Below are 26170 nucleotides of genomic sequence, written 5' to 3' on the forward strand. Positions count from 1 at the left end.
GCCCTATTCCGCTCAAAAAGTCGTTGCCGGGCGCTGCCCGCTCAGCCCAGCTCCAGGCTGGCGGCCATCAGGCGCTGCGTGTAGGCCTGGCACGGGGCATCGAGCACCTGCATGACCTCGCCGCTCTCCACCACCTCGCCATCCTTCATCACCAGCACCTCATGGGCCATAGCCCGGATCACCGCCACATCGTGCGTGATCAGCACATAGCTCAGGCCGCGCTCGCGCTGCAGGCGCTGCAGCAAGGCCAGCACCTGCTGCTGGATGGTGACATCGAGCGCGCTGGTGGGCTCGTCCAGCACCAGGATCTCGGGCTCCACGATCAGCGCACGGGCAATGGCCAGGCGCTGGCGCTGGCCGCCCGAGAACTCATGCGGATAGCGCTCGAGCAGGCCCGGGAACTGCGCCTCGGTCATGCCCACTTCCTGCAGCAGCGCCAGCACCTGCTGCTGCAGATCGGCTGGAGCCAGCTGGGGCTGCGCCAGCTGCAGGCCTTCGCCCACCATCTCCTGCACCGTCATGCGCGGCGACAGCGACGAGAACGGATCCTGGAACACCACCTGCACCTTGCGGCGCAGCTGCTGGTTGGCCGCGCTGTTGCGCTGGGCCGGCAACTGCCAGGTCTCCTGGCCAATGCGCAGCTCGCCCTGGCTGGGCAGCAGGCCCAGGATCGCCTGGGCCAAGGTGGACTTGCCCGAGCCCGACTCGCCAATCACCCCCAAGGTCTGGCCCCTGCCCAGCGCCAGGCTGGCGCCGCGCACCGCCTCGAACCGGCCCTTGCGGAACCAGCCGGCAAAGCCCGGCAGCGGCGTGGCATAGGCCACCTGCAGACCGCGCGTTTTCAGCACCGTGGGTGCCTCAGGCTGGCGGGCCACCACCTGGCGCTGGGGCGTGCTGGCCAGCAGCTTCTGGGTATAGGCATGCTGGGGCGCGGCAAACACCTCGGCCACGGCCCCCTGCTCCACCAGGCGGCCTTTTTCCATCACCGCGACCCGGTCGGCAAAATGGCGCACCAGCGGCAGGTCATGGGTGATCATCAGCACCGCCATGCCGGTCTGGCGTTGCAAGTCGCTCAGCAGCTCCAGGATCTGGCCGCGCAGGCTCACATCCAGCGCGGTGGTGGGCTCATCGGCGATCAGCAGCTTGGGCCGGGAGGCCAGCGCCATGGCAATCATCGCGCGCTGGCGCTGGCCGCCGCTGAGCTGGTGCGGGTAGCTGCCGGCGCGCCGCTGCGGCTCGGGGATGCCGGTGGTGGCCAGCAGCTGCACCGCCTGCTCCCAGGCCGCCTTGTCGCCCAGGCCCTGCTTGAGCTGCAGCACCTCGGCAATCTGTGCGCCCATGGTCATCAGCGGGTTCAGCGCCGTCATCGGCTCCTGAAAGATCACCGCAATCTCATCGCCCCGCACGGCTTGCATCTCGCGCTCGGAGATCTGCAGCAGGTTGCGCCCACCCATCAGCGCTTCGCCGCGTAGCTGGGCCTCGCCCACCAGGCGCAGCAGCGACAGGGCCGTGATTGTCTTGCCAGAGCCTGATTCGCCGACCAACGCCAGCTTCTCGCCAGCCTGTATGCAAAAGCTCAGGTCCTTGACCACGTCCTGCCCGCCAAAGCCCACATAGAGGTGGTTGACCTGCAGCAGCGGCGCGGGCACGGCCACCGGGGGTAGTGTTGGCTCAAGCATGGCGGGCCTCCTTGGCATCTGCGCTGGCCGTCGGCGCTGGCTGGGCCGGCGCTGCAGCTGGTGCTGCGCCAGCACGTGGCGTGTTGAGCTGCTTGCGCGGGTCCAGCGCATCCCGCAGCGCATCGCCCATGAAGGTCAGCAGCAGCAAGGTGGCGACCAGCACCGCAAAGGTCGATAGCGAAATCCACCAGGCATCGATGCTGTTCTTGCCCTGGTTCAACAGCTCGCCCAGGCTCGGGGTGCCCGGGGGTACGCCCAGGCCCAGAAAATCCAGCGATGTCAGGGTCAGGATCGCGGCACTCATCTGGAACGGCAAAAAGGTGACCACCGGCGTCATGCTGTTGGGCAGAATATGGCGCCACATGATTTTCCAGCTCGGCACGCCCAGGGCCCGCGCCGATTTCACATAGTCCATCTGGCGGTTGCGCAAAAACTCCACCCGCACATAGTCGGACAGCGCCATCCAGCCAAACAGGCTCAGCAGCACCAGCAGCAGGCCAGCGCTGGGCGCCAGCACCGCGCTGAAGATGATCAGCAGGTACAGAATTGGCATGGCGCTCCAGATTTCGGTAAAGCGCTGGAACACCAGGTCCACCTTGCCGCCGAAAAAGCCCTGTATCGCACCGGTGAGAATCCCGATCAGCGTGCCGACGGCCGTCAGCGCCAGGCCAAACAGCACACTGACGCGAAAGCCGTAGATCAGCTGGGCCAGCAGATCACGCCCCCGGTCATCGGTGCCCAGCCAGTTGTCCGCCGAGGGTGCCGAAGGCGTGGGCGATTTGGCAAAGTAGTTGATGGTGTTGGGGCCGTAGCGGTTGAGCGGAAAGATCGCCCAGTTGCCATCCTTGCGCAGCTGCTGCTGGATGAAGGGATCGAGAAAATCGGTGGCGGTGTGGAAGTCGCCACCAAAACTGGTCTCGGGGTAGTCCTTGGCCAGCGGGAAATAGGTCTGTCCCTCATAGCGCACGATGAGCGGCTTGTCGTTGCTGATCAGCTCGGCAAACAGGCTGAGCACCACCAGCACCATAAAGAGCAGCAGGCTGTAAAAGCCCAGTTTGTTGGACTTGAAACGGCGCCAGGCGCGGGCCGCAGGCGAGCGGCCGGGGGGAAGTGGGGAAACAGGCTCGGTCATCGTTATGGTCTGCAGAGACGGTGTGGGCACCGTCCCCCTCCTGTCACTGCTGTCACTGAATAGGGCGGCCTGGGGCCGACGTGGGCAACTGTGGCGGCGACGGCACGGGGTGCTGCGCTGTCGCCATTGGCCGACAGCCAAACGGCGCGCCATCGGCCATGCTCTGCGCCATGCCCGTCAGCACCAGCCCCCAAGCCCTGCGCACCGCGCTCAAAAGCATTGCCATTTTTGAAGCGCTCAAAGGCGTTGCCGCGCTGCTGGGCCTGTTGGGACTGCTCAGCCTGCTGCACCACGATCTGCACCGCCTCGCGCTGGAGCTGATCGGCCACGTTGGCCTCTCGCCCAACGCCCGCTACCCGGCCGTGCTGATCGGCTGGGTAGACAAGATCAATGCCACGCCCGTCCATACGCTGGTGTTGCTGGGCGCGACCTATATCGCTTTGCGCTGGCTGGAGGCCTGGGGCCTGTGGCATGACAAGGCCTGGGGCGAATGGCTGGGCGCGCTGTCCTCGGGGCTGTACATCCCCTTGGAAGTGCAGCACCTGCTGGCGCACCGCCATTGGCAAGGCGCGCTGGTGCTGCTGCTCAACATCGTCGTCGTGGCCGTGCTGCTGCGGCGCCTGTACCTGCGCCGCAAGGCCTGAGGCGCAGCGCCAGGCCGCTGGCGCTGGGCTGGCCGATGCAGGCATGCGCGCCTCAGTCAAACTTGACACGCGGATCCACCCAGACATAGCACAGGTCGCTCACCAGCTTGGTGAGCAGACCGATCAAGGTAAACAGGTACAAGGTGCCCAGCACGACCGGGTAATCGCGGCGCAGCACGCTCTCGTAGCTTAGGAGGCCCAGGCCATCGAGCGAGAACAGCGTCTCGATCAACAAGGCCCCGGTAAAGAACGCGCCGACAAAGGCCGCCGGAAAGCCCGTGACGATCGGCAGCAAGGCATTGCGGAACACATGGCGCCACAGCACCTGGCGCTCGCTCAGACCCTTGGCCTTGGCCGTCACCACATACTGCTTGCGGATCTCTTCGAGAAAGGCGTTTTTCGTGAGCATGGCCGTCACCGCAAAGCTGCCGGCCACCATGGCGGTGACTGGCAAGGTGATATGCCAGAGGTAGTCCACCAGCTTGGCGGCCCAGCCCATCTCCTCCCAGCCCGATGAGGTGAGCCCGCGCAGCGGAAACCACTGCAGCTGCCCGCCAAAGATCACCAACAGCGCCACACCCAGCACAAAGCCCGGTATCGCATAGCCCACCAGCACGATCACCGTGGTGACCATGTCAAACCGGCTGCCCGCACGCACGGCCTTGGCAATGCCCAGCGGCACCGCAATCAGGTAGCTGATAAAAAAGGTCCACAGCCCCAGGCTGATGGAGACGGGCAGCTTGTCCTTGATCAGTTGCCAGACGCTTTTGTTCTGGAAAAAGCTGTTGCCCAGATCAAAGCGGGCGAACTGGCCCAGCATCTGCACAAAGCGCTCGATGGGCGGCTTGTCAAAGCCATACAAGGCCTTGATCTCGTCGAGCCGCTTGGGGTCAATGCCCTGCGCGCCCCGGTAGCCCATGCCAGCGCCTTCCGCGCCCCGGTTGCCGGCCTTGGCCTCTGCCAGGTACTGCTCGACCGGGCCGCCCGGCACAAACTGGATCACCACAAAGGTCAGCAGCAAGACCCCGAACAAGGTGGGGATCATCAGCAGCAAACGTTTGAGGATATAGGCAAGCATGTGGGGCGGGCTCCAATGTCAGCAAGGGCGGGCAAGCGCCGTGGCACTGTGGCAGAAAAGGCCTGGGCAGCGCGGCAGGCGCGCTGGGGCGGTGAGAAGGATCATATAACGGCGGGGCGCTGCGTCAGACCGGGTCATGGCTTGGCCGTGTCAGCGGTGATCGGCGGCATGCGCGCCCACCAGTAGTACATCACCCAGGTCTCCCCCGGCACATAGGCCGGCACCTGCGGCGGCTCGACCAGGCGCCAGGCGTCATACACCACGCGGTGGCTGGCGGCATACCACTGTGGGATCAGGTAGTGGCCCGCCACAATGATGCGCTCGAGCGCATGGCAGGCGGGCAGCAGCTCCTGCTCGCTCTTGGCGCTGGCCATCTGGGCAATCATCGCATCGACGGCCGGGCTCTTCAAGCCAATGAAATTGCCCGAGCCTTCCTGCTCCGCCGCCGCGCTGCCAAACAGCTCGGCGTATTCTTGACCCGGGATATTGGTGCCCGGCACATTGACCGATATCAGGTCATAGTCGAACTTGTCGACCCGCTGCTGGTAGAGCGCGTAATCGGCCACCCGCAGCCGGAGCTTGATGCCCAGCTTCTCCAGGTTGCGCATCCAGGTGGACACGGTGCGAATGCCGCCTTCGTTGCTGTCGAGGAACTCCAGCTCCAGCGCTTCGCCCTTGGCATTGCGCAGCACGCCATTCGTGTCCACCTTCCAGCCGGCATCGCCCAACAGCGCCTGGGCCTTGCGCAGGTTGTCGCGCAGGCTGCTGCCCTGGTCGGTGCGGGGGGGATCCTGCAGCGGCCCCAAGGTACCGGCGGGCAGGTCTTTCTCAAAGGGCTTGAGCAGGGCCAGTTCGGCATCACTCGGGCTGCCATGCGTCTCGCACATGGTGTTGCCAAACAGGCCATGCACGCGCTCGTAGGCACCGTAGAACAGCTGGCGCTGCATCCACTCGTAGTCAAACGCCAGGCCCAGCGCCTCGCGCACCCGCACATCCTGCAGCAGCGGGCGGCGCAGGTTCAGAAAATAGCTCTGAAAGCCTGACGGCAGCTTGTTGGCAAAGTCCCCCTTGCGCAGCTCACCCCGGTCAAAGCGCTTGCCATAGAGGCGCCGCGCCCAGTCGCCGGCGCTGAAAAAGCGCATCACATCGAACTCACCGGCCTTGAGCGCCTCCAGCTTGGCGGTGTTGTCCTTGTAGATCTTGATCGTGACCCGGTCAAAATTGGCGCTGCCCACGCGCACCGGCAGGTCCTTGGCCCAGTAGTCGGGGTCGCGCACGTAGGTAATGTCGCGGCCAAACACCACCGGGCCGATCTTGTAGGGGCCGCTGCCGATCGGCATATCGGTCACGATCTGGTCAAAGCGCTTGGGCTTGCCACCAGCGCCCAGGCCCCAGTCGCGGCTAAAGACCGGCAGGCTGCCCACGGTCAGCGGCAGATCGCGGTTGGGCTTTTTGAAGCGAAAGCGCACCGTGCGGTCGTCGATGACATCGCAGCCTTCCACATCGGCCAGCAAGGTCTTGTAGCCGGGCGCGGCGTACTGGCTGATCAGCGCCTCGTAACTGTGCTTCACATCCTGGGCCAGCACCGGTTTGCCGTTGTGAAAGCGCGCCGCCCTGCGCATCTTGAATGTCGCAGACATGCCATCGGCGGCCACATCGATGTCCTCGGCCAGCAGGCCGTAGCCGGTCGTCGTCTCGTCCAGGCTGGCAATCAGCAGGCTGTCAAACAGCATCTCGGCCATATAGGCCGGGGGTGAGCCTTTGATCGTGAAGGGATTGTATTTGTCAAACGTGGAGTAGCGCAGCGCACTGACCAGCCGCAGCTCACCGCCCTTGGGCGCCTCGGGGTTGGCATAGGCAAAGTGCTTGAAATCCGCCGCGTAGCGCGGCTCGCCCCAGAGGGCGTAGGCATGGCTGGCCCAGGCAGGTGCTGCCGCAGCAGCACACAAAATCAGCGGAAGGCAGAATCGCATGCGACAATTCTGCCCTAGCTGGCCACCTGTGCAAGCGTTTACCCCCGAGAAACGCTTTGCGCCGGTGCCCAAGTCTTTTTTGGCCATTCCTCATGGCCTGGAACTCATCAGGAGAAGAACAATGGGATTTCTGACCGGCAAGAAACTGCTGATCACGGGCGTGCTGTCCAACCGCTCTATCGCTTATGGCATTGCCAAGGCCTGCCACCAGCAAGGCGCCGAGCTGGCTTTCAGCTATGTGGGTGAACGCTTCAAGGACCGTATCAGCGAGTTTGCCGCCGAGTTTGACTCCAAGCTGGTGTTCGACTGCGATGTGGCCGATGACGCCCAGATCGAGAAAATGTTTGCCGACCTGGCTGCTACTTGGGGCAAGTTCGATGGTTTTGTGCACTCGATCGGCTTTGCGCCGCGCGAGGCGATTGCCGGCAACTTCCTCGATGGCCTGTCGCGCGAAGGCTTCCGCATTGCCCATGACATCAGCGCCTACAGCTTCCCTGCGCTGGCCAAGGCCGCCCTGCCCTACCTCAACGACAAGTCGTCCCTGCTGACCCTGTCCTACCTGGGCGCCCTGCGCTCCATCCCCAACTACAACACCATGGGCCTGGCCAAGGCATCGCTGGAAGCCTCCGTGCGCTACCTGGCCGAGGCCGTGGGCCGCACCGAAGACGGCCGCGCCATCCGTGCCAACGGCATCTCCGCCGGCCCGATCAAGACCCTGGCCGCCTCGGGCATCAAGGACTTTGGCAAGCTGCTCGGCCGCGTGGCCGACGCCTCCCCGCTGCGCCGCAATGTGACCATCGAAGACGTGGGCAATGTCGCCGCCTTCCTGCTGAGCGATCTGGCCTCGGGCGTGACCGCCGAGATCACCTATGTGGACGGTGGCTTCAGCCAGACGGCTGGCTTGTCGGCCGACCAGGTCTAAGCCTCAACGCTTGAACAAGAGCCCCGCAGGCTTGGCGCCTGCGGGGCTTTTTGCTTTCAATGGTGCGGTTGCATTTTGTCCCACGCTAGCGCCGTCAAGCTAACGGATTTGTTGAGCTGGCCAAAGTGCAAAACTTGCACGTTGCTCTGCTTCAGACAACCGCTTGGGCTAGCACACACTCATCCTTGCAGTTTCAGCGCAAAAAGATGGAGGGAAGCCGGTTTATAACCCTGCACGGAAGCGCTTAAGCCGCAACGCATTGGCCAGCACAAACACGCTCGACAGCGCCATGGCCCCCGCCGCAAACACCGGCGACAGCAGGGTGCCATTGACCGGGTACAGCAAGCCCGCGGCGACTGGGATCAGCGCCACGTTGTAGGCAAAGGCCCAGAACAGGTTCTGGTGGATATTGCGCATGGCGGCGCGCGAGAGCCCGATGGCAGTCACGACACCGCGCAGGTCGCCGCCCATCAGCACCACATCGGCTGACTCGATGGCGATATCGGTGCCCGAGCCCACGGCAATGCCGACATCGGCCTCGGCCAGCGCGGGCGCATCATTGATGCCATCGCCCACATAGGCCAGCGCGCCATGCGCAGCCCGCAGCCGCTTGACGGCCGCCACCTTGCCATCGGGCAGCACCTCGGCCACCACCTCGTCAATGCCCAGCTGCTGGGCAATCGCTTCACCGGTGCGGCGGTTGTCCCCGGTGATCATCGCTACCTTGAGGCCCATCGCATGCAAGCCCTCAATCGCGGCGCGTGTCGTGGGCTTGATCGGGTCGGCCACGGCGATCATGGCCGCCAGCTGGCCATCGATGGCGGCATACAGCGGCGTCTTGCCTTCGGCGCCCAGGCGGGCGGCCTCGTCCTCAAACAGCGCCACATCGGCGCCCAGCTGCGCCATCATGCGGTCTGCACCGACTTCGACCCGCGCAGCGCCCACTTGGGCACGCACGCCAAAACCGGTCACCGATTCAAAGCCGGACAGCGGCGGTATCTGCAGCCCTTCGGCCTGGGCGGCCTGCACAATGGCCTGGGCTATCGGGTGCTCGGACTGGCTCTCGACGGCGGCCACCGCCGCCAGCACCGCCGCGCGCTCAAAGCCGGGGGCCAGCACCAGGTCGGTCAGCGCAGGCCGGCCTTCGGTCAGGGTACCGGTCTTGTCCACGGCCACCACCTGGGCGTCTTTCAGCAGCTGCAGCGCCTCGCCCTTGCGGAACAACACCCCCAGCTGGGCGGCGCGGCCGGTGGCCACCATGATCGAGGTGGGCGTCGCCAGGCCCATCGCGCAGGGGCAGGCGATGATCAGCACCGCCACCGCATTGACGAGGGCCAGGCTCAGCGCGGGCGATGGGCCCAGCAGCAGCCAGAGCACAAAGGTCAGCGCGGCGGCGGCCATCACGGCGGGCACAAACCACATGGTCACCTTGTCCACCACGGCCTGGATCGGCAGCTTGCCGCCCTGGGCCTGTTCGACCATGCGGATGATCTGCGCCAGCACGGTGTTGCCGCCCACCTCGGTCGCTTCCAGCGTCAAGGCGCCTTTTTGGTTGATGGTGCCGCCCACCACCTGCGCGCCTGCCGTTTTGTGCACCGGCACGGGCTCACCGCTAATCATCGATTCGTCGACATAGCTCTCGCCATCCGTTACCCGGCCATCGACTGGGATGCGCTCGCCGGGGCGCACCTGCACGCTATCGCCGGGCTGCACCGCGTCAATGGCCAGCGATTGCCAGCCGCCATCGCGCAGCACCCAGGCCGTCTTGGCCTGCAGCTGCACCAGGCGCTTGATCGCCGCCGAGGTGTTGCCCTTGGCGCGCGCCTCCATCCAGCGGCCCAGCAAAATCAGCACCACGATCACCGCCGCTGCCTCGAAATAGACATGCACGGTGCCCGCAGGCAAAACGCCAGGCGCAAAGGTGGCCACCAGCGAATAGAGGTAGGCCGACAAGGTGCCTACTGCGACCAGCGAGTTCATATCGGGCGCGGCCCGCGCCAGCGCAGGCAGCCCCAGCCGGTAAAAGCGCCGGCCCGGCCCGGCCAGCACCAGGCTGGTCAATACCCACTGCAGCAGCCAGTTGCTTTGCTGGGGCAGCCATTGGCTCACCCAGTGGTGAAAGCCCGGCAGCAGATGGCCGCCCATCTCCAGCACAAACACCGGTGCAGCCAGCAACGCAGCCAGCCACAGGTCACGCAGCAGGCTGCTCTGCGCCTGCTGCTGGCGCTGGCTTTGCGCAGCATGGGCATCGGCCGCCTCGCTGGCTTCGGCCGCCTGTGGCACAGTGCGGGCGGTATAGCCGGCCTTGGCAATGGCGGCCAGCAGTTGCGCGGCTGGCACACCCGCCGTCAGCTGCACCGTGGCGCGCTCGGTAGCCAGGTTCACGGCGGCCGTTTGCACGCCGGGCACGGCCTTCAATGCCCGCTCAACCCGGCCCACGCAAGAGGCGCAGGTCATGCCTTCGACTTCCAGCTCCAGCGCATGTGCAGGCACGCTGTAGCCGGCTTTGTGGACCGCTGCCAGCGCCTGCTCCAGCACCTGGGCGGCGGCGGCCTGGTCGCCCAGCTGCAGGCTGGCCTGTTCGGTAGCCAGGTTGACATGGGCGCTTTGCACACCGGGCACAGCCTGCAAGGCGCGCTCGACACGGCCGACGCAGGACGCACAGGTCATGCCCTCGATCGGCAGTTGCAGCAGCGGGGTGGCGGATGGGGTGGTTTGGGCAGTCATGGCGGGAGTCTTTCTATCCATGGCTGCCACTCTAAAGATTGCCATGGTGTGAATGTCAAGCCCCTGCCCACAGCGGGTGCTAACACAACATGGGCATCGCCGCCTGCCGCCTTACCAGTTGCTCTGGATCTTGCGCCGGCCTTCCTGCGGGAACGCGGGCTTTTGCGGCACGTAAGCACCGGGCTGCGGCTTGGGCGCAGCCGTGCTGCCTGCAGCGGCAGCGCCAGCCCCAGCGCTGGCACCCGCCCCTGGCGCTGCAGCGCCGGCCTGGCTCAGCCAGGTCACCACTTCCGAGCGGTCGGCACGGGTGGCAAAGTCGCTCGCCGTCAGTCCCTGCTGGTTTTTCAGCCTGGGGTCGGCGCCTTCCTTGATCAGCAGTTGCACGGCGCTGCGCGTGCCGTACTGGGCGGCCATCATCAACGGCGTGGTGCCATTGGGCGATGCGGCATCGATGTAGGCATGGTGCTCCAGCAGCAGCGCCACCATCTGCAGGTCGGAGCCGTCTTCGCTGGGGGCGGAGACGGCATAGTGCAGCGGCGTCCAGCCCTCGCGGTTCACATCGGCGCCCCGGGCAATCAAGGCCTTGGCCAGATCGACCTGGCCCTTGATGGCGGCCATCATCAGCGGTGTCTCGCCCTTGGCATTGGCCAGGTTCACGTTGGTGGTCGGCAGCGCAATCATGCCCTTGGCCGCGCGGTAGGAGTCAAGCTTGAAGGCCTGGGTCAGGCCCGTCTCGCCCTTTTCGCTCACGGTGTTGGGGTCAAAGCCGCGCTGCACCAGCGCCTCGATGCCCTTGGCGTCATCGCGGATGATACGGGTGAAGAAGTCGTCATACGAGCCCGCTTGCGCGGCCGCGCAGGCGAGCCACAGGGCCGCCGCGCAGGCCGCTCGAAGCACAGACAAAGAACCAGGTGTAGCAGGCAGCTTCATGACAGCACTCCGCTGAAGAGTCGATCGAAATTGCGGTTGGTGGCCTCGGCCACCGCTTCCACGCTGGTGCCGCGCACCTGCGCAATCTGCGCGGCCACATGCGGCACATAGGCGGGCGTATTGGTCTTGCCGCGAAACGGAACCGGCGCCAGATAAGGGCTGTCGGTCTCGATCAGCAGCCGGTCCTCAGGCACAAAGGCGGCGACATCGCGCAGATCCTGCGCCTTTTTGAAAGTGATGATGCCGGAAAACGAGATGTAAAAACCCAGGTCCAGCGCCGCGCGGGCGACTTCCATGCTCTCGGTAAAGCAGTGGAACACGCCGCCTGCGGCATTGGCGCCACCGGTCTCGCCCTCTTCGCGCAGCAGACGCAAGGTGTCATCCGATGCGCTGCGGGTGTGGATCACCAGCGGCTTGCGCACCTGCTGGGCCGCGCGGATATGGGTGCGAAAGCGCTCGCGCTGCCACTCGAGATCAGCCACCGTGCGGCCGCCCTTGCGGTCTTCCATGCCGTAGTAGTCCAGGCCTGTCTCGCCAATGGCCACCACACGGGGCAGCGCCGCGCGCTCGACCAGGTCCTGCACGCTGGGCTCGGTCAGCCCTTCGGTATCGGGGTGCACACCCACGCTGCACCAGAAGTTGTCATAGCGCATCGCCAGCGCATGCACGTCGGGAAACTCCTCCATCGTGCAGCTGATGCACAGCGCGCGGGTCACCCGCGCCTCGTCCATCTTGGCGCGGATGGCTGGCAGGTCCTGGACAAGCTCGGGAAAGTTGAGGTGGCAGTGGGAGTCGGTGAACATCAATCGTCTACGCTGCAGACGAACAAAGCGCCGCAGTCCAAATACAAAGAACTGCTGCCATTGTCCCCGCTCCGGCTGCTCCGCCGGTCGCCACCACCGTAAAACCCTGTCAGCCCGGCTAAGAAATGCGGGTGGGACAGGGTCCAAATTGGGCGTTTAGATGGTTTGCGTGGCGCGGTCGGCCTGCAAGGCCGTGCCCAAGATCTGTTCAATCTTGTAACGCAGCTCATCCGTCTTGGGGTCTTTGGGAAAGCGCACGCCAATGCCCTGGGTGCGGTTGCCACCGGCGCCTGCCGGCGTCACCCAGCCTACTTTGCCGGCAATGGGGTAGCGCTGCGGATCCTGGGGCAAGGTCAGCAGCAGGTAGACATCGTCGCCCAGTGCATAGTCCTTGGGCGTGGGGACAAAGATGCCCCCTTCCTTGAACAAGGGGATGTAGGCGGCATAGAGCGCGGCCTTTTCCTTGATGGCCAATTGCAGCACGCTGGGGCGAGCGCTGGCCGTGCCCGGTGCGGGGGTAGGACTGTTCATAGATTCCAAGGATAACCAAATTTTGCTGCCTATTTCCAGATGCCAGCGCAAACACAGGCCACTTCAGCGGCCTGTTACACCGGCAGATGGGCCCGGCTCAGCGCCGCGACTGCAGCACGCTGGCCGCCTGTGCGACCAGCGCTTCGAGCATCAGCCCCTGGTTGAAGGGGTGCGCCGCCGTGCGCATCGACTGCGCCAAGGCCTTGCTCCAGCGCGCCAGCACCGCCAGCGCCGGCGGCGCGGGCAGATCGGCCGCATCAAAAAACCGTGGCGCAGCCCCCACACGCAGCATCAGCAGATCATGGCAGAGCTTTTGCAAGGCATCGACCACTTCGGGTGCCGACAGGCTGGACAAGGCACCGGGCTGGCCATTGGCCAGGTCCTTGGGCAACTTCTTCCAGACCTGGGGTGAGCGGCCGGCATGCATCTGCGCCAGCGCGTCGTCGGGGCGGCCGCCTGCGGCCTGCAGCAGCGCATCGACCTGGTCGGCCGGCACGTCCTGCGCCACCAGCCAGCTGCGGGCCGATGCGGTATCGGGCCACTGCATGGTGTGGGCCAGGCAGCGGCTGCGGATCGTGGGCAGCAGCTGGTGAGCGGCTTCGGTGGCCAGCACAAAGCGGGCATCGCCTGGCGGCTCCTCCAAGGTCTTCAGCAGCGCATTGGCCGTCACCGCATTCATCTTTTCGGCCGGAAACACCAGCACCGCCTTGCCTTTGCCCCTGCCCGAGGTGCGCTGGGTGAACTCCACCGCATCGCGCATCGCATCGACACGTATTTCCTGGCTGGGCTTGCGTTTCTTGTCGTCGATGTCGGCCTGGGCCTTTTCCGGCAGCGGCCAGCCCAGCGCCAGCATCTCCGTCTCGGGCATCAGCACACACAGGTCCGTGTGGGCATGCACATCGATCGCATGGCAGCTGGCGCAGTGGCCGCAGGCGCCCTGGGGTGTCGGCGCATCGCACAGCCAGGCCCGCACCAGGCCCATGGCCAGCGAGAACTGGCCCAGGCCCGAAGGGCCTTGCAGCAGCCAGGCATGGCCGCGCTGGGCCAGCAGCTGCTCGCGCTGCTGGGCAATCCAGGGCGCGGTGGGCGCCGGTGCTGCGGCTACGGGCTCGGCCGCTGCCGTGTTCTTGGCGGTGGCCATATCAGCCCTCCACCTTGTTGGCCGGCAGCCAGCCCTGGGCTGCTATGGCCTGGCGCACCGCCTGCCACACCGCCGGCTTGGGCTGGTGCGAATCGATGCGCGCAAACCGCGCGGGCTGCGCCAGCGCGCGCTCGGCATAACCGGCGGCCACGCGGGCAAAAAACTGCTGGGGTTCGGCCTCAAAACGGTCGGGGGCGCGTGCACCGGCCAGGCGCTCGGCGGCCACCTCGGTGGGCAGGTCAAACCAGATGGTCAGGTCGGGCTGGCGCAACGCGCCCTCGCCCAGTTCGGGCCGGGCCTGCACCATGCGCTCGAGCACCTGCAGCACCTGCAGGTCAAAGCCGCGCCCGGCGCCCTGGTAGGCAAAAGTGGCATCGGTAAAGCGGTCGCAGAGCACCACATCGCCGCGCGCCAGCGCCGGCTCGATCACCTGCTGCAGGTGGTCACGCCGGCCGGCAAAGACCAGCAAGGCCTCGGTCAACGCATCCATGGGCTCCTGCAGGAACAGCGCGCGCAGCTTCTCGGCCAGCGGCGTGCCACCGGGCTCGCGCGTGCTCACCACCTGGCGGCCTGCGGCCAGGAAGGCATCGTGCAGGCCCTGGATATGCGAGGATTTGCCAGCGCCGTCAATGCCTTCAAAGCTGATGAACAGGCCGCGCGAAGCAGCTGGGGAAGATGCGGGAGAAGATGGAGTCATGCTGCGCCAGATTGTACGTGCCCGCCCGCCCCCCTGATGGGTTCAGGCGGCTGGGTCAAAGTCCGCGTCACCGGCCAGGCCGCGCTTGCGGGCCACGGCGTAAGCAGTCAGCACTTGGTGGGCGACCATATCGACACTGGGGCGGGTCACGCCATCGCGGTCGACCCAGACCTTGGGGGTCAGGCTGCCCGACAGGCAGATGCTGTCGCCGTCGCCCAGGCCCAAAAGCGCCGCCACCGGGGCATCGTCAAAAGCGATGACATTGACAATCAGCATCTCGCCGTCGCCCGCGCCCGCATTGGCGCGCACCTTGGCCAGCGCATAGGGCTTGCCGGTTTTACTGCTGCGCTCGACCGGCTGGCCCAGTATGCGCCCGGATACCAATCCATCCATCATGCTTTGATCCCCCAATAAGCCCTGCAGTTTAGCCGCTTGGCCGGCCGCCACCGGCGAGGCGGGGCACCAAGCTCAGCGCTTGTGGTCAGCGCTTATCGGGTGGCTGGGCCTGTTTCTCGCCCAGCGCATGGCCCGCCGGTTCCGCGCCATGGCTGCTGTCCAGCACCCGAAAGTTGGGCAGCGGCGTTTTGCCCAGCACCCAGGCCATGCGCGAGCCCGCACCTACCAAGGCACCCATCACCCAGAAGACGCCGCCCACCCCAATGGCCGCGCCAGCGGCACCAAACATCAGCGGCATGCAGACGCTCGAGCCATTGATCAGCATCAGCCGCAGGCCCACGGCCTCGCCATGGCGTTCCTCGGGAGTGATCTGGTGGAGCATGCTCATGGCCATGGGCTGCACACTGCCCAGGCCGATGCCCAGCAAGGCCGAACAAAAGGCCATTGCCCAGGCATTGGGCATCAGCGGGTAGATCGCAAAAATCGCAGCCGTGAGCACCATCGCGGCCATCACCACGGTCATCTCGCGCATATGGCGCGAGATGGCGGGCAGCAGCACCCGGATCACAAAGGCCGCCAGCGCAAACACGCCCAGCACGGCACCGATCTCGGAGGCCGACAGCCCCCGGTCATGGCCCAGCAAGGGCACAACAAAGGTGTGCACATCCCAGCAAGAGGCGACCAGCCAGTTGACGATCAGCAAGCGCCGGAAGGACTGCTCGCGCAGCAGGTCCCAGGCATGGTGGGGCTGGCCATCGCTCTTGGGCGGCTCAGCCTGCATCTCCTGCGCGCTGCGCACGCACCACCAGGCGACGACCGAGAACAGTGCCAGCACCGCAAAAGCGATGCGGTAGGACAGGTTGTTGCCGGCCTGGCCGGTCGAGTGGTCGATGATCAGGCCGGTGACCATGGGGCCCAGAAAATTGGCAATCGCCGGGCCCAGCGACAGCCAGCTGAAGATCTGGCGCAGTTCGCTGGCCTCATGGGCGACGCGGCCGGCATGGCGCTGCAGCGCGATGATCGAGATGCCGCAGCCAGCCCCCGTGAGCAGCGCCGCGACGCAGAGCACTTCAAACCGGGGAAAGGCCACGCCAATGGCAGTGCCGGCAAAGGCCAGCGCAATGGCGGCCAGCATCGGCTTCATGAAGCCGTGCTTGTCGGCGTAGCGGCCCGCCGGCAGCGCCAGGAACACCTGGGTCAGCGCAAACAGACTGAGCAAGAACCCCACCGCGCCGGGGGTGTGGCCATCGCGCAGGGCCAGCAGCGGGGCTGCCAAGCGCGTGCCTGTCATACAGGTATGGACAAAAAACTGGCCGATGATCAGCCGTATCAACTCGCGATTCACGCGTTCCCTTCAGCACCGTGGGCAACTGGCACTTGCTTGGCCTGCATTGTCGGCTAAGTCAGGGCCGCTGCGCTGTCGCCTTCGTCCGTATCGGTGGTTAAAGGGCCCAGCTCGCCAGCGGCCGGCGTCTCATGCACATGCGAGAGCCGCTTTTGGATGGCCCGCGTGCGCACATCGACCTGCTCGAATTTCTTGGCCGCCTGGTCCAGCGACCTGCGCGTGGCCTCCACCACATCGCCAAACTTGTTGAACTCGGTCTTGACCTGGCCGAGCACCGCCCAGACCTCGGAGCTGCGCTTTTCGATGGCCAGGGTCTTGAAGCCCATCTGCAGACTGCTGAGCATCGCTGCCAGGTTGGCAGGCCCCGAGACCATGACCCGGCAGTCGTTCTGCAAGGCTTCGACCAGACCCGGCCGGCGCATCACTTCGGCAAACAGGCCCTCGGTGGGCAGGTAGAGCACCGCAAAATCGGTGGTGTTGGGCGGCGAGACATACTTGCTGTAGATCTTCTTGGCCTCTAACCGGATCGAGTTCTCAAAGCCGATGCTGGCCGACTGGATCGCCGCCTTGTCCAGGCTTTCCTGCGCATCCATCAGCCGCTGGTAATGCTCGACAGGGTACTTGGAGTCGATCGGCAACCACACCGGCTTGTCATCGCTGTGGCCCGGCAGGCGGATGGCGAACTCCACCATCTCGTCGCTGCCCGGCACGGTCTTGACGTTCCTGGCGTACTGCTGGGCCGTCAGCACGTTGTCGATGATCATGCCCAGCTGCAGCTCGCCCCAAGTGCCGCGCGATTTCACATTCGTCATCACGCGCTTGAGGTCACCCACGCTGCCCGCCAGCGTCTGCATCTCACCCAGGCCCTTGTGCACCTGCTCGAGCCGGTCGCTGACCAGCTTGAAGGATTCACCCAGGCGCTGCTCCAAGGTGGCATGCAGCTTTTCATCGACCGTTTTGCGCATCTCTTCGAGCTTGCTGGCGTTGTCGCTCTGGATGCTGGCCAGGCGCTCGTTGAGCGTGCCGCGCAGCTGCTCGGACTGCTGCTGGTTGGCCTGCAGCAGCTGGGCCAGCTGGCGCCCCACCCCGTCTTGCATGCCCGCCAGGTGCGACTGCACATCGGTCTTGAGCGTGGCCAGGCTCTGGTGGTTGGCGCGGGTGAGCGCATCGACGCGCTGGGTGAGCGAGGTATCGAGCACCGACAGGCGCTGGTTGACGGCCGCATCGAGGTGGGCCAGGCGCTGGGCGAGCTGGGTCTCGAACCCGGCCAGCGCCTGGGCCAGCTCCTGGCGCCCCAGGCGCGACTCGGCCAGGCTTTGCGCCATGCGCGCTTCCAGCGATTCGCGGAACTCGCCCATCACATCCTGGCTGCCCTGGTTCAACTCGCGCAGCTGCAAGGTCATGTGCTGCGACAGGTGGCTGAGCGCGCCTTCGCTGCGCGCCAGTGCCTGCACGGTTTGCTGCTGGTCACGGGCCTGGCGCTCCTGCTGCTGCAGCCAGGCCTCCCCCAGATCGACCTTGGGCCGGCGCAGCAGCAGCACCAGCAGGTTGGCCAGCACCGCCAGCAGTACCAAGGCCAGCAGCACCAGGCTGAGCAGCGACCGATCCAGATCCAGATTCACAACCGTTCCCCGTGTTTGAGAAGACTGCAAAAATAATAGCTGCTTGCACCCGTCTGGTGGGCACAAACAGCCATCTTTATTGAAATATTTTGCGTTCAGGCAGCGCTGCGGCGGCTGTGCTCCAGGCGGTTGACGGGCGTGACCGGCGCCTTCCCGCCCAGGTAGGCGATCAGGTTGTCGGCGGCCAGCTGGGCCATGGCCCGGCGCGTGCCCATGGTAGAGCTGGCGATGTGCGGCGTCAGCACCACGTTGGACAGCGCCAGCAGATCCGGGTGCACCGCAGGCTCACCCTCGAACACATCCAGGCCAGCAGCTGCAATGGTCTTATTGGCCAAGGCCTTGGCCAGCGCCACATCGTCCACGATGCCGCCGCGCGCGATATTGATCAGCGTGGCAGTCGGCTTCATGCTGGCGATCTCGGCCGCGCCGATCGTGTGGTGGGCCTCAGGGGTGTAGGGCACAACCAGCACCAGGTGGTCGGCCGTGCTCAGCAGCTCTTGCTTGCTCACATAGCGGGCCTTGCAATCGGCCTCCAGCTCGGCAGACAGGCGCGAGCGGTTGTGGTAGACCACCTGCATGCCAAAGCCATGCGCGCCGCGCCGGGCTATGGCCTGGCCGATGCGGCCCATGCCCAGAATGCCCAGGGTGCTGCCATGCACCTCGGCGCCGGCAAACAGGTCATAGCGCCAGTCCTTCCACTGGCCGGCGCGCAGAAAATGCTCGCTCTCGGTGATGCGGCGGGCGGTGGCCATCAGCAACGCAAAGCCGAAATCGGCCGTGGTCTCGGTCAGCACATCGGGCGCATTGGTGCCCTGCACGCCGGCCGCCGTCATCGCGGCCACATCAAAGTTGTTGTAGCCCACGGCCATGTTGGCGCAGATCTGCAGCTGCGGGCAGGCGGCCAGCAAGGCCGCATCGATGCGCTGCGAGCCGGTGGTCAGCACGCCATCCATGCCCTGCAGGCGCTCAGCCAGCTCGGCGGGCGACCAGGCGATATCGTCCTGGTTGGAGCGGACATCGAAGTGCTGTTCGAGCACGGTGACCACTTCGGGCGAAATGGCGCGGGCAATCAGAATTTTCGGGCGGGACATCGGCAGTTTCCTCGGAGGTTCAGCGGAACCAGATAAAAGTCATCACGACAAACAGCGGCACCAGGACGGAGCACGACCAGGCCATGTAGCCAAAAAAGCTGGGCATGCGCACCCCACGGCTTTCGGCAATGGCCTTGACCATCATATTGGGTGCGTTGCCGATATAGGTGTTCGCGCCCATGAAAACGGCGCCGGCCGAAATCGCGGCCAGGGTGGTCGCCATCGAGGTCATCAGCACCTGGGGGTCGCCCCCGGCGGTGTTGAAAAACACCAGGTAGGTGGGCGCATTGTCCAAAAAGCTGCTGAGCAGGCCTGCGGCCCAGAAGTACATCGCCGGGTCGGGCGAGCCATCGGGCCGGGTCACCGCGCGCACCACGGCGCCAAAGGGGCCATTGGCGCCCGCCTGCAGCATCGCGATGACGGGGATGATGGTGAGAAAAATGCCGGCGAACAGCTTGGCCACTTCCTGCATCGGGCCCCAGTCAAACTGGTTGGCCGCATGGGCCGATGCGGGGGTGAGCTTGAACGACAGCACGGCCACCGCAATCAGGCCCAGATCACGCACGATGGACGGCAGGCCCACAGCCACACCGGCAATGTCCCACTGCAGGTCGGACTTCCAAAAGCCGCTCAGCAGCACCAGGGCCACGACAGCGCCCAGCAGCACAAAATTGATCTTGCCTTCAAAGCCCAGGCTGTGGGTGTCGGGCGTGGGGTCGCTGCGGGGTTTTTGCGCATCGAAGCGCAGCATATAGCGGTCGAGCAGGTAGAAGATCACCAGCAGCGCACCGACCAGGAACAGGGTCTCGGCAAAGATATGGCGCACGGTCCAGAAAAAATCCACGCCCTTCAAAAAGCCCAGGAACAGCGGCGGATCACCCAGCGGCGTGAGCGAGCCACCGGCGTTGGAGACGATGAAGATAAAGAACACCACCACATGCGCGCAACTGCGGCGCGCATCGTTGGCACGGATCAGCGGGCGGATCAGCAGCATGGAGGCTCCCGTCGTTCCCATGAAACTGGCCAGCACCGCGCCGATGGCCAGGATGGCCGTGTTCAAACCCGGCGAGCCATGCAGGTTGCCGCGAATATAGATGCCGCCGGAGACCGTGAACAAGGCCGTCAGCAGGATCACAAAAGGAATGTATTCGGCCACCAGCGCATGGGCCAGGCTGCCAGCGGCCAGCCCCGGGCCAAAGACTGCCGCAAAAGGCAGCAAGAAGGCCAGCGCCCAAAACGCGGCCACCTTGCCAAAATGGTGGTGCCAGAAGCTGGGCAGAAACAGCGGCATCAGCGCAATCGACAGCAAAATGCCGGCAAAGGGGATGCCCCAGAAAACGGAGAGCTCGGCCCCATTGACTGTGGCCGCGCCGGCCCACCCCGGCGCCAGCACCGCAGCGCCCACCGCCACCCTGCCCCAGACCCCATACTGCTGCCCCATAACCTGCTCCTTGTGTTTGTGCTTATTCATGCATGGCAGCCCAACACCGTCCGGCAGACGCACGCAGCCCGGTGATTTTAGTCAGCGGTCCTGTCCCGAGACGGGCCGCTGGCGACAGCAGCCATCCCGATTAACCCGCACGTGCGGGGGCGGGGGCCACGCCTTGGGGGGGAATGTGCTGGCTGGGGGGCAGGTTGAACACCTGGCGCAGGTAGGCCAGGTATTTTTCGTCGTCGCACATGCTCTTGCCGGGCGTGTCCGAGATCTTGGCGACGGGCTGGCCATTGCAGCGCGTCATCTTGATGACGATCTGCAGCGGCTCGTAGCCCAGGTCATTGGTCAGGTTGGTGCCGACGCCAAAGGCCAGCTGGCAGCGACCCTGGAAGCGCTCGAACAGCGCAATCGTGCGCGGTATCGTCAGCGCATCGCTGAAGATCAGGATCTTGGTCAGCGGATCGACCTTGTGCAGTTTGTAGTGCGCGATCAGGCGCTCCCCCCAGCTGAAAGGATCGCCGCTGTCATGGCGCGCGCCATCAAAGAGCTTGCAGAAGTACAGGTCGAAGTCGCGCAAAAACGCATCCATGCCATAGACATCGGACAGCGCAATGCCCAGGTCGCCCCGGTATTCCTTGGCCCACATGTCAAAGCCGTAGATCTGGCTCTCGCGCAGGCGCGGGCCCAGCGCCTGGCAGGCCTGCAGGTATTCATGGGCCATGGTACCCAGCGGGGTCAGACCCAGCTGCTTGGCAAACAAGGTATTGCTGGTGCCGGCCAATTGGCCTCGGCGCTCGCCCGGCATCGCAGGATGGGTGGCCACGCCCAGCCCGCCTACCAGGCTGCCCAGCACCTCGCGCTGCCAGCGGTGGCTGAAGCGCCGGCGCGTGCCGTAGTCGGCAATCTTGAGCGCCTCCAGCCCCGGCCCGCGCATAGCCTCGATCTTGCCTGCCAGGCGCCGGCGCCCTTCGGCCCAGTCGGGCTCCGGCTGGGTATTGCGACAGTAGACCTCGTTGACGATGGCCAGCACCGGGATCTCGAACAGCACGGTATGCAGCCAGGGGCCGGTGATGGTGATGTCGATCTCGCCGCTGGGCAGCGGCAGCACGCTGATGTATTTTTCCTTGAGCTGGTAGAGCCGCAGAAAATCGATGAAGTCGCTTTTGATAAAGCGCAGCGATTGCAGATAGGCCAATTCGTCATCGGCAAAACGCAGGCTGCACAGGTGCTGGATTTCGGCGCGAATCTCGTCCACATACGGCGCCAATTGCACGCCGGGGTTGCGGCAGCGGAACTTGTATTCCACCTGGGCCCCCGGGAACTGGTGCAGCACCACCTGCATCATGGTGAACTTGTACAGGTCGGTGTCCAGCAGACTTTGGATAATCATGGTTGGCAGCACAGGGTTGCGCGCCAACACGTGCAGCAGCCCCTTCGGCTGCTACAGGCAGACGCCATGTCTCATATTCACAACCCAGCGCCTATTTCATAAGGTCGCAACAGCGGCAAGTGTAGGCGATTGCCCGCTGCCCTGCTGCGAGGCAGGGCAAGCCTCTGGTTCAGGTCAAACGCAAGCTGTCCAGCGCCACGCGCGTGGCATCGGGCAAGGCTACCGGGCGGCGGCTGCTGCGGTCCACATAGACATGGACAAAATGCCCGCAAGCGGCGCTTTGCGATTCACCGGCGACAAAAATCGCCAGTTCATAACGCACGCTGCTTTTACCCAGGTGCGCCACCCGCACGCCCACATCCACATCCTGCGGATAGGACACCGGCGCAAAATAATGGCATTGGGTCTCCACCACCAGGCCAATGCTGCTGCTCGCTTCAATGTCGAGCACGCCCTTTTCGATCAGCAAGCGGTTCACAGCGGTATCGAACCAGCTGTAATACACCACATTGTTGACGTGCCCATAGGCATCGTTGTCGGCCCAGCGCGTGGTCACGCGCACAAACTGCGCATAGGCAGATCGGGGCTGGGGCTGGGGGCGCTCGGCATGCTGCTGCGAAGAAGACATCTTGGCCATCCTGGTCACATCGTTCGCAGGCATTGTAGAAGTGCGGGCCCCAGGCGCCAGCGCCACACTGCACGTCGGGGACAGGCGATGGCAGGCAATCACAGGCGCTGCCATCGTGCTGACACATGGCGCAACTACAACGTCAGAGCAAGCTGATTTCAGTCGGTTGCCAGGCGGCTAATTCGTTACCCGATCAACCAATTAAACAAATGGTAAATGATTGAAATCAAAACAAAAGACTTTTTTGCTGCACTGCACAAAAAAGGCTTGCAAAAGGCGCGCAGATACCCAACAATAGAGTCATTGTGCAGTGCAGCAAATTCAACGCAATGCACAAACCTCCGGCGCACAGGACGTGCCCGGATTTGTACCTTCAACACTTCTAACGAGACGGAGTATGAACATGGCATTGACCCCTGACCAAATCCTGGCTGCACACAAAGCTAATCTGGAAACCCTGCTGGGCCTGACCAACAAGGCCTTCGAAGGCGTGGAAAAGCTGGTGGAACTGAACGTGGCTGCAACCCGCGCTGCGCTGTCCGATGTCTCGGCCAACACCTCGGCCGTGCTCGATGCCAAGAACGCCCAAGACCTGCTGAGCGTGCAAAGCGGCCTGCTGCAACCCATGGCCGAAAAGACCGCTGCCTACAGCCGTCATCTGTACGAAATCGCCGCTGCTACCAGCCTGGAATTCAGCAAGGCTTTCGAGAACAAGGCCGTTGAAGCCCAGTCCAAGTTCAACGAATTTGTGGACACCGCTGCCAAGAACGCACCAGCTGGCTCCGAAAGCGCTGTGGCCGTGATGAAGACTGCGGTTGCTGCTGCCAACAATGCCTACGACTCCGTGCAAAAGGCGGTCAAGCAAGCCGGTGAAGTGGCTGAAACCAACTTCAACACCATCACCAACAACGCCGTCAAGGCTGCTGGCACCGTCAGCGCCGCGACCGCTCGCAAGCGCTAATTAGCGAGCCTCTTGAGCGCGCTGCCGTTGCCCAAGACCTACAGTTTGGTCAAATTTTCGCCAGCGCGCTGGACAGACTCAAGGGTAAACCCTATAATTTACCCATGGTGTTGAAAATTTCAACGCACCCAGTTGTCTCCTTGGATCTTTTCGAAACCTGGTTTCTTGGATCCTTTTAAAGCCCGGCCTTGCCGGGCTTTTTTTTGCGCTGCATTTGGCAATAGCGCTACATGCGCTTCTTATCACCAGAGCCACACTTAACGCGACCTGAATAAGCTCAGAGCCTGCAATGGTTTAAATAGAAACAATTCTTGTTTCAATTAAGATCGCGTCTCCAACTTTACAGAGACGTTTTGCCCTATGCATTCTTTCAAAATCCTTGCACTGGCTTGCGCCATCACGGCAGGTGCCGCCGCACAAGCCCAAGAAGTGGTCAACCTGTACTCTGCCCGCCACTATGCGACGGATGAGGCGCTCTATAACAACTTCACAAAAGCGACCGGCATCAAGATCAACCGTGTGGACTCGGACGACGCAGGCATTGTGGCCCGCCTCAAGGCAGAAGGCGCCGCCTCCCCTGCCGATGTGGTGCTGATGGTGGATGCCGCACGCCTGTACCGCGGCGAGAAGGACAACCTGTTCCTGCCGATCCGCTCGGCCAAACTGGAGGAAGTGATTCCCGCCAACCTGCACGCCCAACCCGAAGCCGATGGCGGCATCACCTGGTTCGGTCTCTCGACCCGCGCCCGTGTGATCGCCTACAACAAGGACAAGGTCAAGCTGGAAGATGTCGACAGCTACGAAAAGCTGGCCGATCCCAAGAACAAGGGCAAGATCTGCATCCGCTCGGGCTCGCACCCCTACAACCTGAGCCTGTTTGGCGCCGTGACCGAGCACATCGGCGAGGCCAAGGCCCAGCAATGGCTGCAAGGCGTCAAGGACAATCTGGCCCGCCCACCCAAGGGTGGCGACACCGACCAGATCAAGGCCGTGGCCGCTGGTGAATGCGATATCGCCATCACCAACAGCTACTACTTTGCCCGCCTGATGCGCTCGAGCAACCCCGACGATGTCGCAATCACCAACAAGGTCAGCGTGGTGTTCCCCAACCAAAGCAGCTGGGGCACGCACCTGAACATCGCTGGTGGCGCCGTCGCCAAGTACAGCAAGAACAAGGACAATGCCGTCAAGTTCCTGGAGTACCTGGCCAGCCCCGAGGCCCAGACCTACTTTGCCAACGGCAACAACGAGTGGCCTGCGGCCAAGAACGTCGAGACCGACAACCCAGCTTTGAAGACGATGACGCAGAACAAGCCGTTCAAGAGCGAGACCATCCCGATCAGTGCCGTGGGCAGCAATATGCCCAAGGTGCAGCAGATGCTGGACCGCGCCGGCTTCCAATAAGCGCTGCGCCCTGTCACGAAAAGCCCGTTCGCGGGCTTTTTTTGTGACTGCTCGCTGCCCGGCTCTGGGCTAAGATGCTTTGGATCCAACAACCAGGAGACATAGCGATGCAAATCGCCAACAAGGTATTTATCGTCACAGGCGGCGCTTCGGGCCTGGGAGAAGGCACGGCACGCATGCTGACCCGCGAGGGCGCGACCGTCGTCATCGCCGATATGCAGGCAGAAAAAGGCCAGGCCCTGGCCCAGGAGCTGGGCGGCGCCTTTGTGCAATGCGATGTGTCCAATGCAGAGCAAGCCCAGGCCGTGGTTGCCAAGGCGGTCTCGCTGGGCAAGCTGTTTGGCCTGGTCAACTGCGCCGGCATCGCACCGGCTGAAAAGACCGTGGGCAAAAAAGGCGCCCACTCGCTCGAGCTGTTCAGCAAGACCATCACGGTCAACCTGATCGGCAGCTTCAACATGATCCGCCTCTGCGCCGAAGCGATGGGCCAGAACGAGCCCGAAGCCACCGGCGAGCGCGGCGTGCTGATCTCGACGGCCAGCGTGGCTGCGTATGACGGCCAGATTGGCCAGGCGGCCTATGCGGCCTCCAAAGGCGGTGTGGTCGGCATGACCTTGCCCATCGCCCGCGATCTGGCGCGCAGCGGCATCCGCAACATGACGATTGCGCCCGGCATTTTTGGCACCCCCATGCTGTTTGGCATGCCCCAGGAGGTGCAGGATGCCCTGGCCGCCGGCGTGCCCTTCCCCAGCCGCCTGGGCACCCCTGAGGACTATGCCAAGCTGGTCAAGCACATTGTCGAGAACGACATGCTCAACGGCGAAGTGATTCGCCTCGACGGCGCCATCCGACTGGCACCGAAGTAAAACCAGAGGCCTGCGGGCCTTGGCCAGCAAAAAGCCGATCTGCGGGGACCACCCGGCGATCGGCTTTTTCTTGGGCGCTGCACACCGGGCAGCCGCCATGAAAAAAGCCTTCTTGCAGCATGACAAGAAGGCTTTTGGAATCTGGCGGAGTGGACGGGACTCGAACCCGCGACCCCCGGCGTGACAGGCCGGTATTCTAACCAACTGAACTACCACTCCTGGCAGAAAGCGTTGCTAGCCGTGATGGCTACAAGTGCTTCAAACTTGGCGACCCTACGGGGATTCGAACCCCGGTACTCACCGTGAAAGGGTGATGTCCTAGGCCTCTAGACGATAGGGTCAATCCTAGAACTTTGCCTGCGCTGCATTGCTGGTGCAATGCCTCAGACAAGTTTAATTGGTGGAGGTAAACGGGATCGAACCGATGACCTCTTGCATGCCATGCAAGCGCTCTCCCAGCTGAGCTATACCCCCCAATTTGCTGATATCAAGCCATGACTTTGTCGGTCTCACTCGCTGTACCTGAGTACAGCTTCGCGCGCCCTTCGCGCCCTGACATGATCTCAACAAATTTTAAAACTGTGGCGGAGTGGACGGGACTCGAACCCGCGACCCCCGGCGTGACAGGCCGGTATTCTAACCAACTGAACTACCACTCCTGGCAGGAAGCTTTGCTAGCTATTATATAGCATCAAGCGCTTCAAACTTGGCGACCCTACGGGGATTCGAACCCCGGTACTCACCGTGAAAGGGTGATGTCCTAGGCCTCTAGACG

Annotated in this window: 22 protein-coding genes and 4 tRNA genes; 5 read left to right on the forward strand and 21 right to left on the reverse strand. The window is 64.1% G+C overall.

From position 1 onward, the window contains the following. Positions 1–41: 41 nt before the first annotated feature. Positions 42–1679 carry an ABC transporter ATP-binding protein gene (locus WH303_RS11740; protein WP_043341057.1) on the reverse strand — a complete coding sequence of 546 codons (1638 nt, stop codon included), beginning with the start codon at positions 1677–1679 and terminating at the stop codon, positions 42–44. After that, positions 1672–2811 (reverse strand): ABC transporter permease, encoded by a 1140-nt coding sequence (locus WH303_RS11745; protein WP_021027871.1) that lies wholly within the window; start codon positions 2809–2811, stop codon positions 1672–1674. Before WH303_RS11745 ends, WH303_RS11740 begins: the two co-directional genes overlap by 8 nt. Before the next feature lie 170 nt (positions 2812–2981). On the opposite strand from WH303_RS11745, the gene WH303_RS11750 reads away from it, so the two are divergent. Next, positions 2982–3455: a DUF2127 domain-containing protein gene (locus tag WH303_RS11750; protein ID WP_027011109.1), complete on the forward strand. Its 474-nt coding sequence runs from the start codon at positions 2982–2984 to the stop codon at positions 3453–3455. Positions 3456–3507: 52 nt separating this feature from the next. Here the strand turns inward: WH303_RS11750 and WH303_RS11755 are convergent, their stop codons facing one another. Together WH303_RS11755 and WH303_RS11760 are read right to left on the reverse strand one after the other, a co-directional pair. Then, on the reverse strand, positions 3508–4533 hold the full coding sequence (locus tag WH303_RS11755; RefSeq protein WP_021027873.1) for a microcin C ABC transporter permease YejB: 1026 nt from the start codon (positions 4531–4533) through the stop codon (positions 3508–3510). A gap of 134 nt (positions 4534–4667) precedes the next feature. After that, positions 4668–6506, reverse strand: a complete 1839-nt coding sequence (locus WH303_RS11760; RefSeq protein WP_339518658.1) for an extracellular solute-binding protein — start codon at positions 6504–6506, stop codon at positions 4668–4670. A gap of 121 nt (positions 6507–6627) precedes the next feature. Here WH303_RS11760 and fabI point away from each other — a divergent pair, with 121 nt between their 5' ends. Further along, entirely contained in the window at positions 6628–7428 is an 801-nt protein-coding gene (fabI, locus tag WH303_RS11765; RefSeq protein ID WP_021027875.1) for an enoyl-ACP reductase FabI, read from the forward strand. Between the two features lie 222 nt (positions 7429–7650). Here the strand turns inward: fabI and WH303_RS11770 are convergent, their stop codons facing one another. The 13 genes from WH303_RS11770 to WH303_RS11830 form a co-directional block, all read right to left on the reverse strand. Further along, positions 7651–10155, reverse strand: coding sequence for a heavy metal translocating P-type ATPase (locus WH303_RS11770; RefSeq protein WP_339518659.1), 2505 nt, complete (start codon positions 10153–10155; stop codon positions 7651–7653). Positions 10156–10266: 111 nt separating this feature from the next. Next, complete coding sequence (locus WH303_RS11775; RefSeq protein ID WP_339518775.1) at positions 10267–11052, reverse strand: ankyrin repeat domain-containing protein; 786 nt, start codon at positions 11050–11052, stop codon at positions 10267–10269. A 29-nt stretch (positions 11053–11081) separates the two neighbouring features. Continuing rightward, entirely contained in the window at positions 11082–11888 is an 807-nt protein-coding gene (locus tag WH303_RS11780) for a TatD family hydrolase (protein ID WP_021027878.1), read from the reverse strand. Positions 11889–12044: 156 nt separating this feature from the next. After that, positions 12045–12419 (reverse strand): PilZ domain-containing protein, encoded by a 375-nt coding sequence (locus tag WH303_RS11785; protein WP_021027879.1) that lies wholly within the window; start codon positions 12417–12419, stop codon positions 12045–12047. Between the two features lie 97 nt (positions 12420–12516). After that, the gene (locus WH303_RS11790) at positions 12517–13560 is read right to left on the reverse strand and encodes a DNA polymerase III subunit delta' (RefSeq protein WP_339518661.1); all 1044 of its coding nucleotides are present in this window, start codon (positions 13558–13560) and stop codon (positions 12517–12519) included. 1 nt (position 13561) lies between these two features. Then, positions 13562–14257, reverse strand: a complete 696-nt coding sequence (gene tmk / locus WH303_RS11795; RefSeq protein WP_339518663.1) for a dTMP kinase — start codon at positions 14255–14257, stop codon at positions 13562–13564. Between the two features lie 42 nt (positions 14258–14299). Beyond that, complete coding sequence (locus tag WH303_RS11800; protein ID WP_021028635.1) at positions 14300–14653, reverse strand: single-stranded DNA-binding protein; 354 nt, start codon at positions 14651–14653, stop codon at positions 14300–14302. 85 nt (positions 14654–14738) lie between these two features. After that, positions 14739–15998: an MFS transporter gene (locus WH303_RS11805; RefSeq protein WP_339518665.1), complete on the reverse strand. Its 1260-nt coding sequence runs from the start codon at positions 15996–15998 to the stop codon at positions 14739–14741. 53 nt (positions 15999–16051) lie between these two features. Further along, positions 16052–17539, reverse strand: a complete 1488-nt coding sequence (gene rmuC, locus WH303_RS11810; protein WP_445228280.1) for a DNA recombination protein RmuC — start codon at positions 17537–17539, stop codon at positions 16052–16054. Between the two features lie 176 nt (positions 17540–17715). Beyond that, on the reverse strand, positions 17716–18711 hold the full coding sequence (locus WH303_RS11815; protein ID WP_339518669.1) for a 2-hydroxyacid dehydrogenase: 996 nt from the start codon (positions 18709–18711) through the stop codon (positions 17716–17718). 19 nt (positions 18712–18730) lie between these two features. After that, on the reverse strand, positions 18731–20152 hold the full coding sequence (locus WH303_RS11820) for a sodium:proton antiporter (RefSeq protein WP_339518671.1): 1422 nt from the start codon (positions 20150–20152) through the stop codon (positions 18731–18733). A gap of 130 nt (positions 20153–20282) precedes the next feature. Then, on the reverse strand, positions 20283–21536 hold the full coding sequence (gene pncB / locus WH303_RS11825) for a nicotinate phosphoribosyltransferase (protein WP_339518673.1): 1254 nt from the start codon (positions 21534–21536) through the stop codon (positions 20283–20285). 169 nt (positions 21537–21705) lie between these two features. Beyond that, positions 21706–22173 (reverse strand): acyl-CoA thioesterase, encoded by a 468-nt coding sequence (locus WH303_RS11830; protein WP_445228279.1) that lies wholly within the window; start codon positions 22171–22173, stop codon positions 21706–21708. A gap of 394 nt (positions 22174–22567) precedes the next feature. On the opposite strand from WH303_RS11830, the gene WH303_RS11835 reads away from it, so the two are divergent. From WH303_RS11835 to WH303_RS11845, 3 genes are all read left to right on the forward strand, one after another. Then, positions 22568–23125, forward strand: a complete 558-nt coding sequence (locus tag WH303_RS11835; protein WP_027011309.1) for a phasin family protein — start codon at positions 22568–22570, stop codon at positions 23123–23125. Positions 23126–23485: 360 nt separating this feature from the next. Then, on the forward strand, positions 23486–24529 hold the full coding sequence (locus WH303_RS11840) for an extracellular solute-binding protein (protein WP_339518675.1): 1044 nt from the start codon (positions 23486–23488) through the stop codon (positions 24527–24529). A gap of 107 nt (positions 24530–24636) precedes the next feature. Continuing rightward, the gene (locus tag WH303_RS11845; RefSeq protein ID WP_312986395.1) at positions 24637–25395 is read left to right on the forward strand and encodes a 3-hydroxyacyl-CoA dehydrogenase; all 759 of its coding nucleotides are present in this window, start codon (positions 24637–24639) and stop codon (positions 25393–25395) included. A gap of 142 nt (positions 25396–25537) precedes the next feature. Here WH303_RS11845 and WH303_RS11850 read toward each other — a convergent pair. From WH303_RS11850 to WH303_RS11865, 4 genes are all read right to left on the reverse strand, one after another. Next, positions 25538–25614, reverse strand: a tRNA-Asp gene (locus tag WH303_RS11850). Positions 25615–25660: 46 nt separating this feature from the next. Beyond that, positions 25661–25736: transfer RNA gene (locus WH303_RS11855), tRNA-Glu, on the reverse strand. Between the two features lie 57 nt (positions 25737–25793). Continuing rightward, positions 25794–25869: transfer RNA gene (locus WH303_RS11860), tRNA-Ala, on the reverse strand. Between the two features lie 108 nt (positions 25870–25977). Beyond that, a tRNA-Asp gene (locus WH303_RS11865) sits at positions 25978–26054 on the reverse strand. Positions 26055–26170 lie beyond the last annotated feature (116 nt).

Source organism: Comamonas sp. MYb69 (assembly GCF_037479315.1).
GTDB lineage: Bacteria > Pseudomonadota > Gammaproteobacteria > Burkholderiales > Burkholderiaceae_C > Comamonas.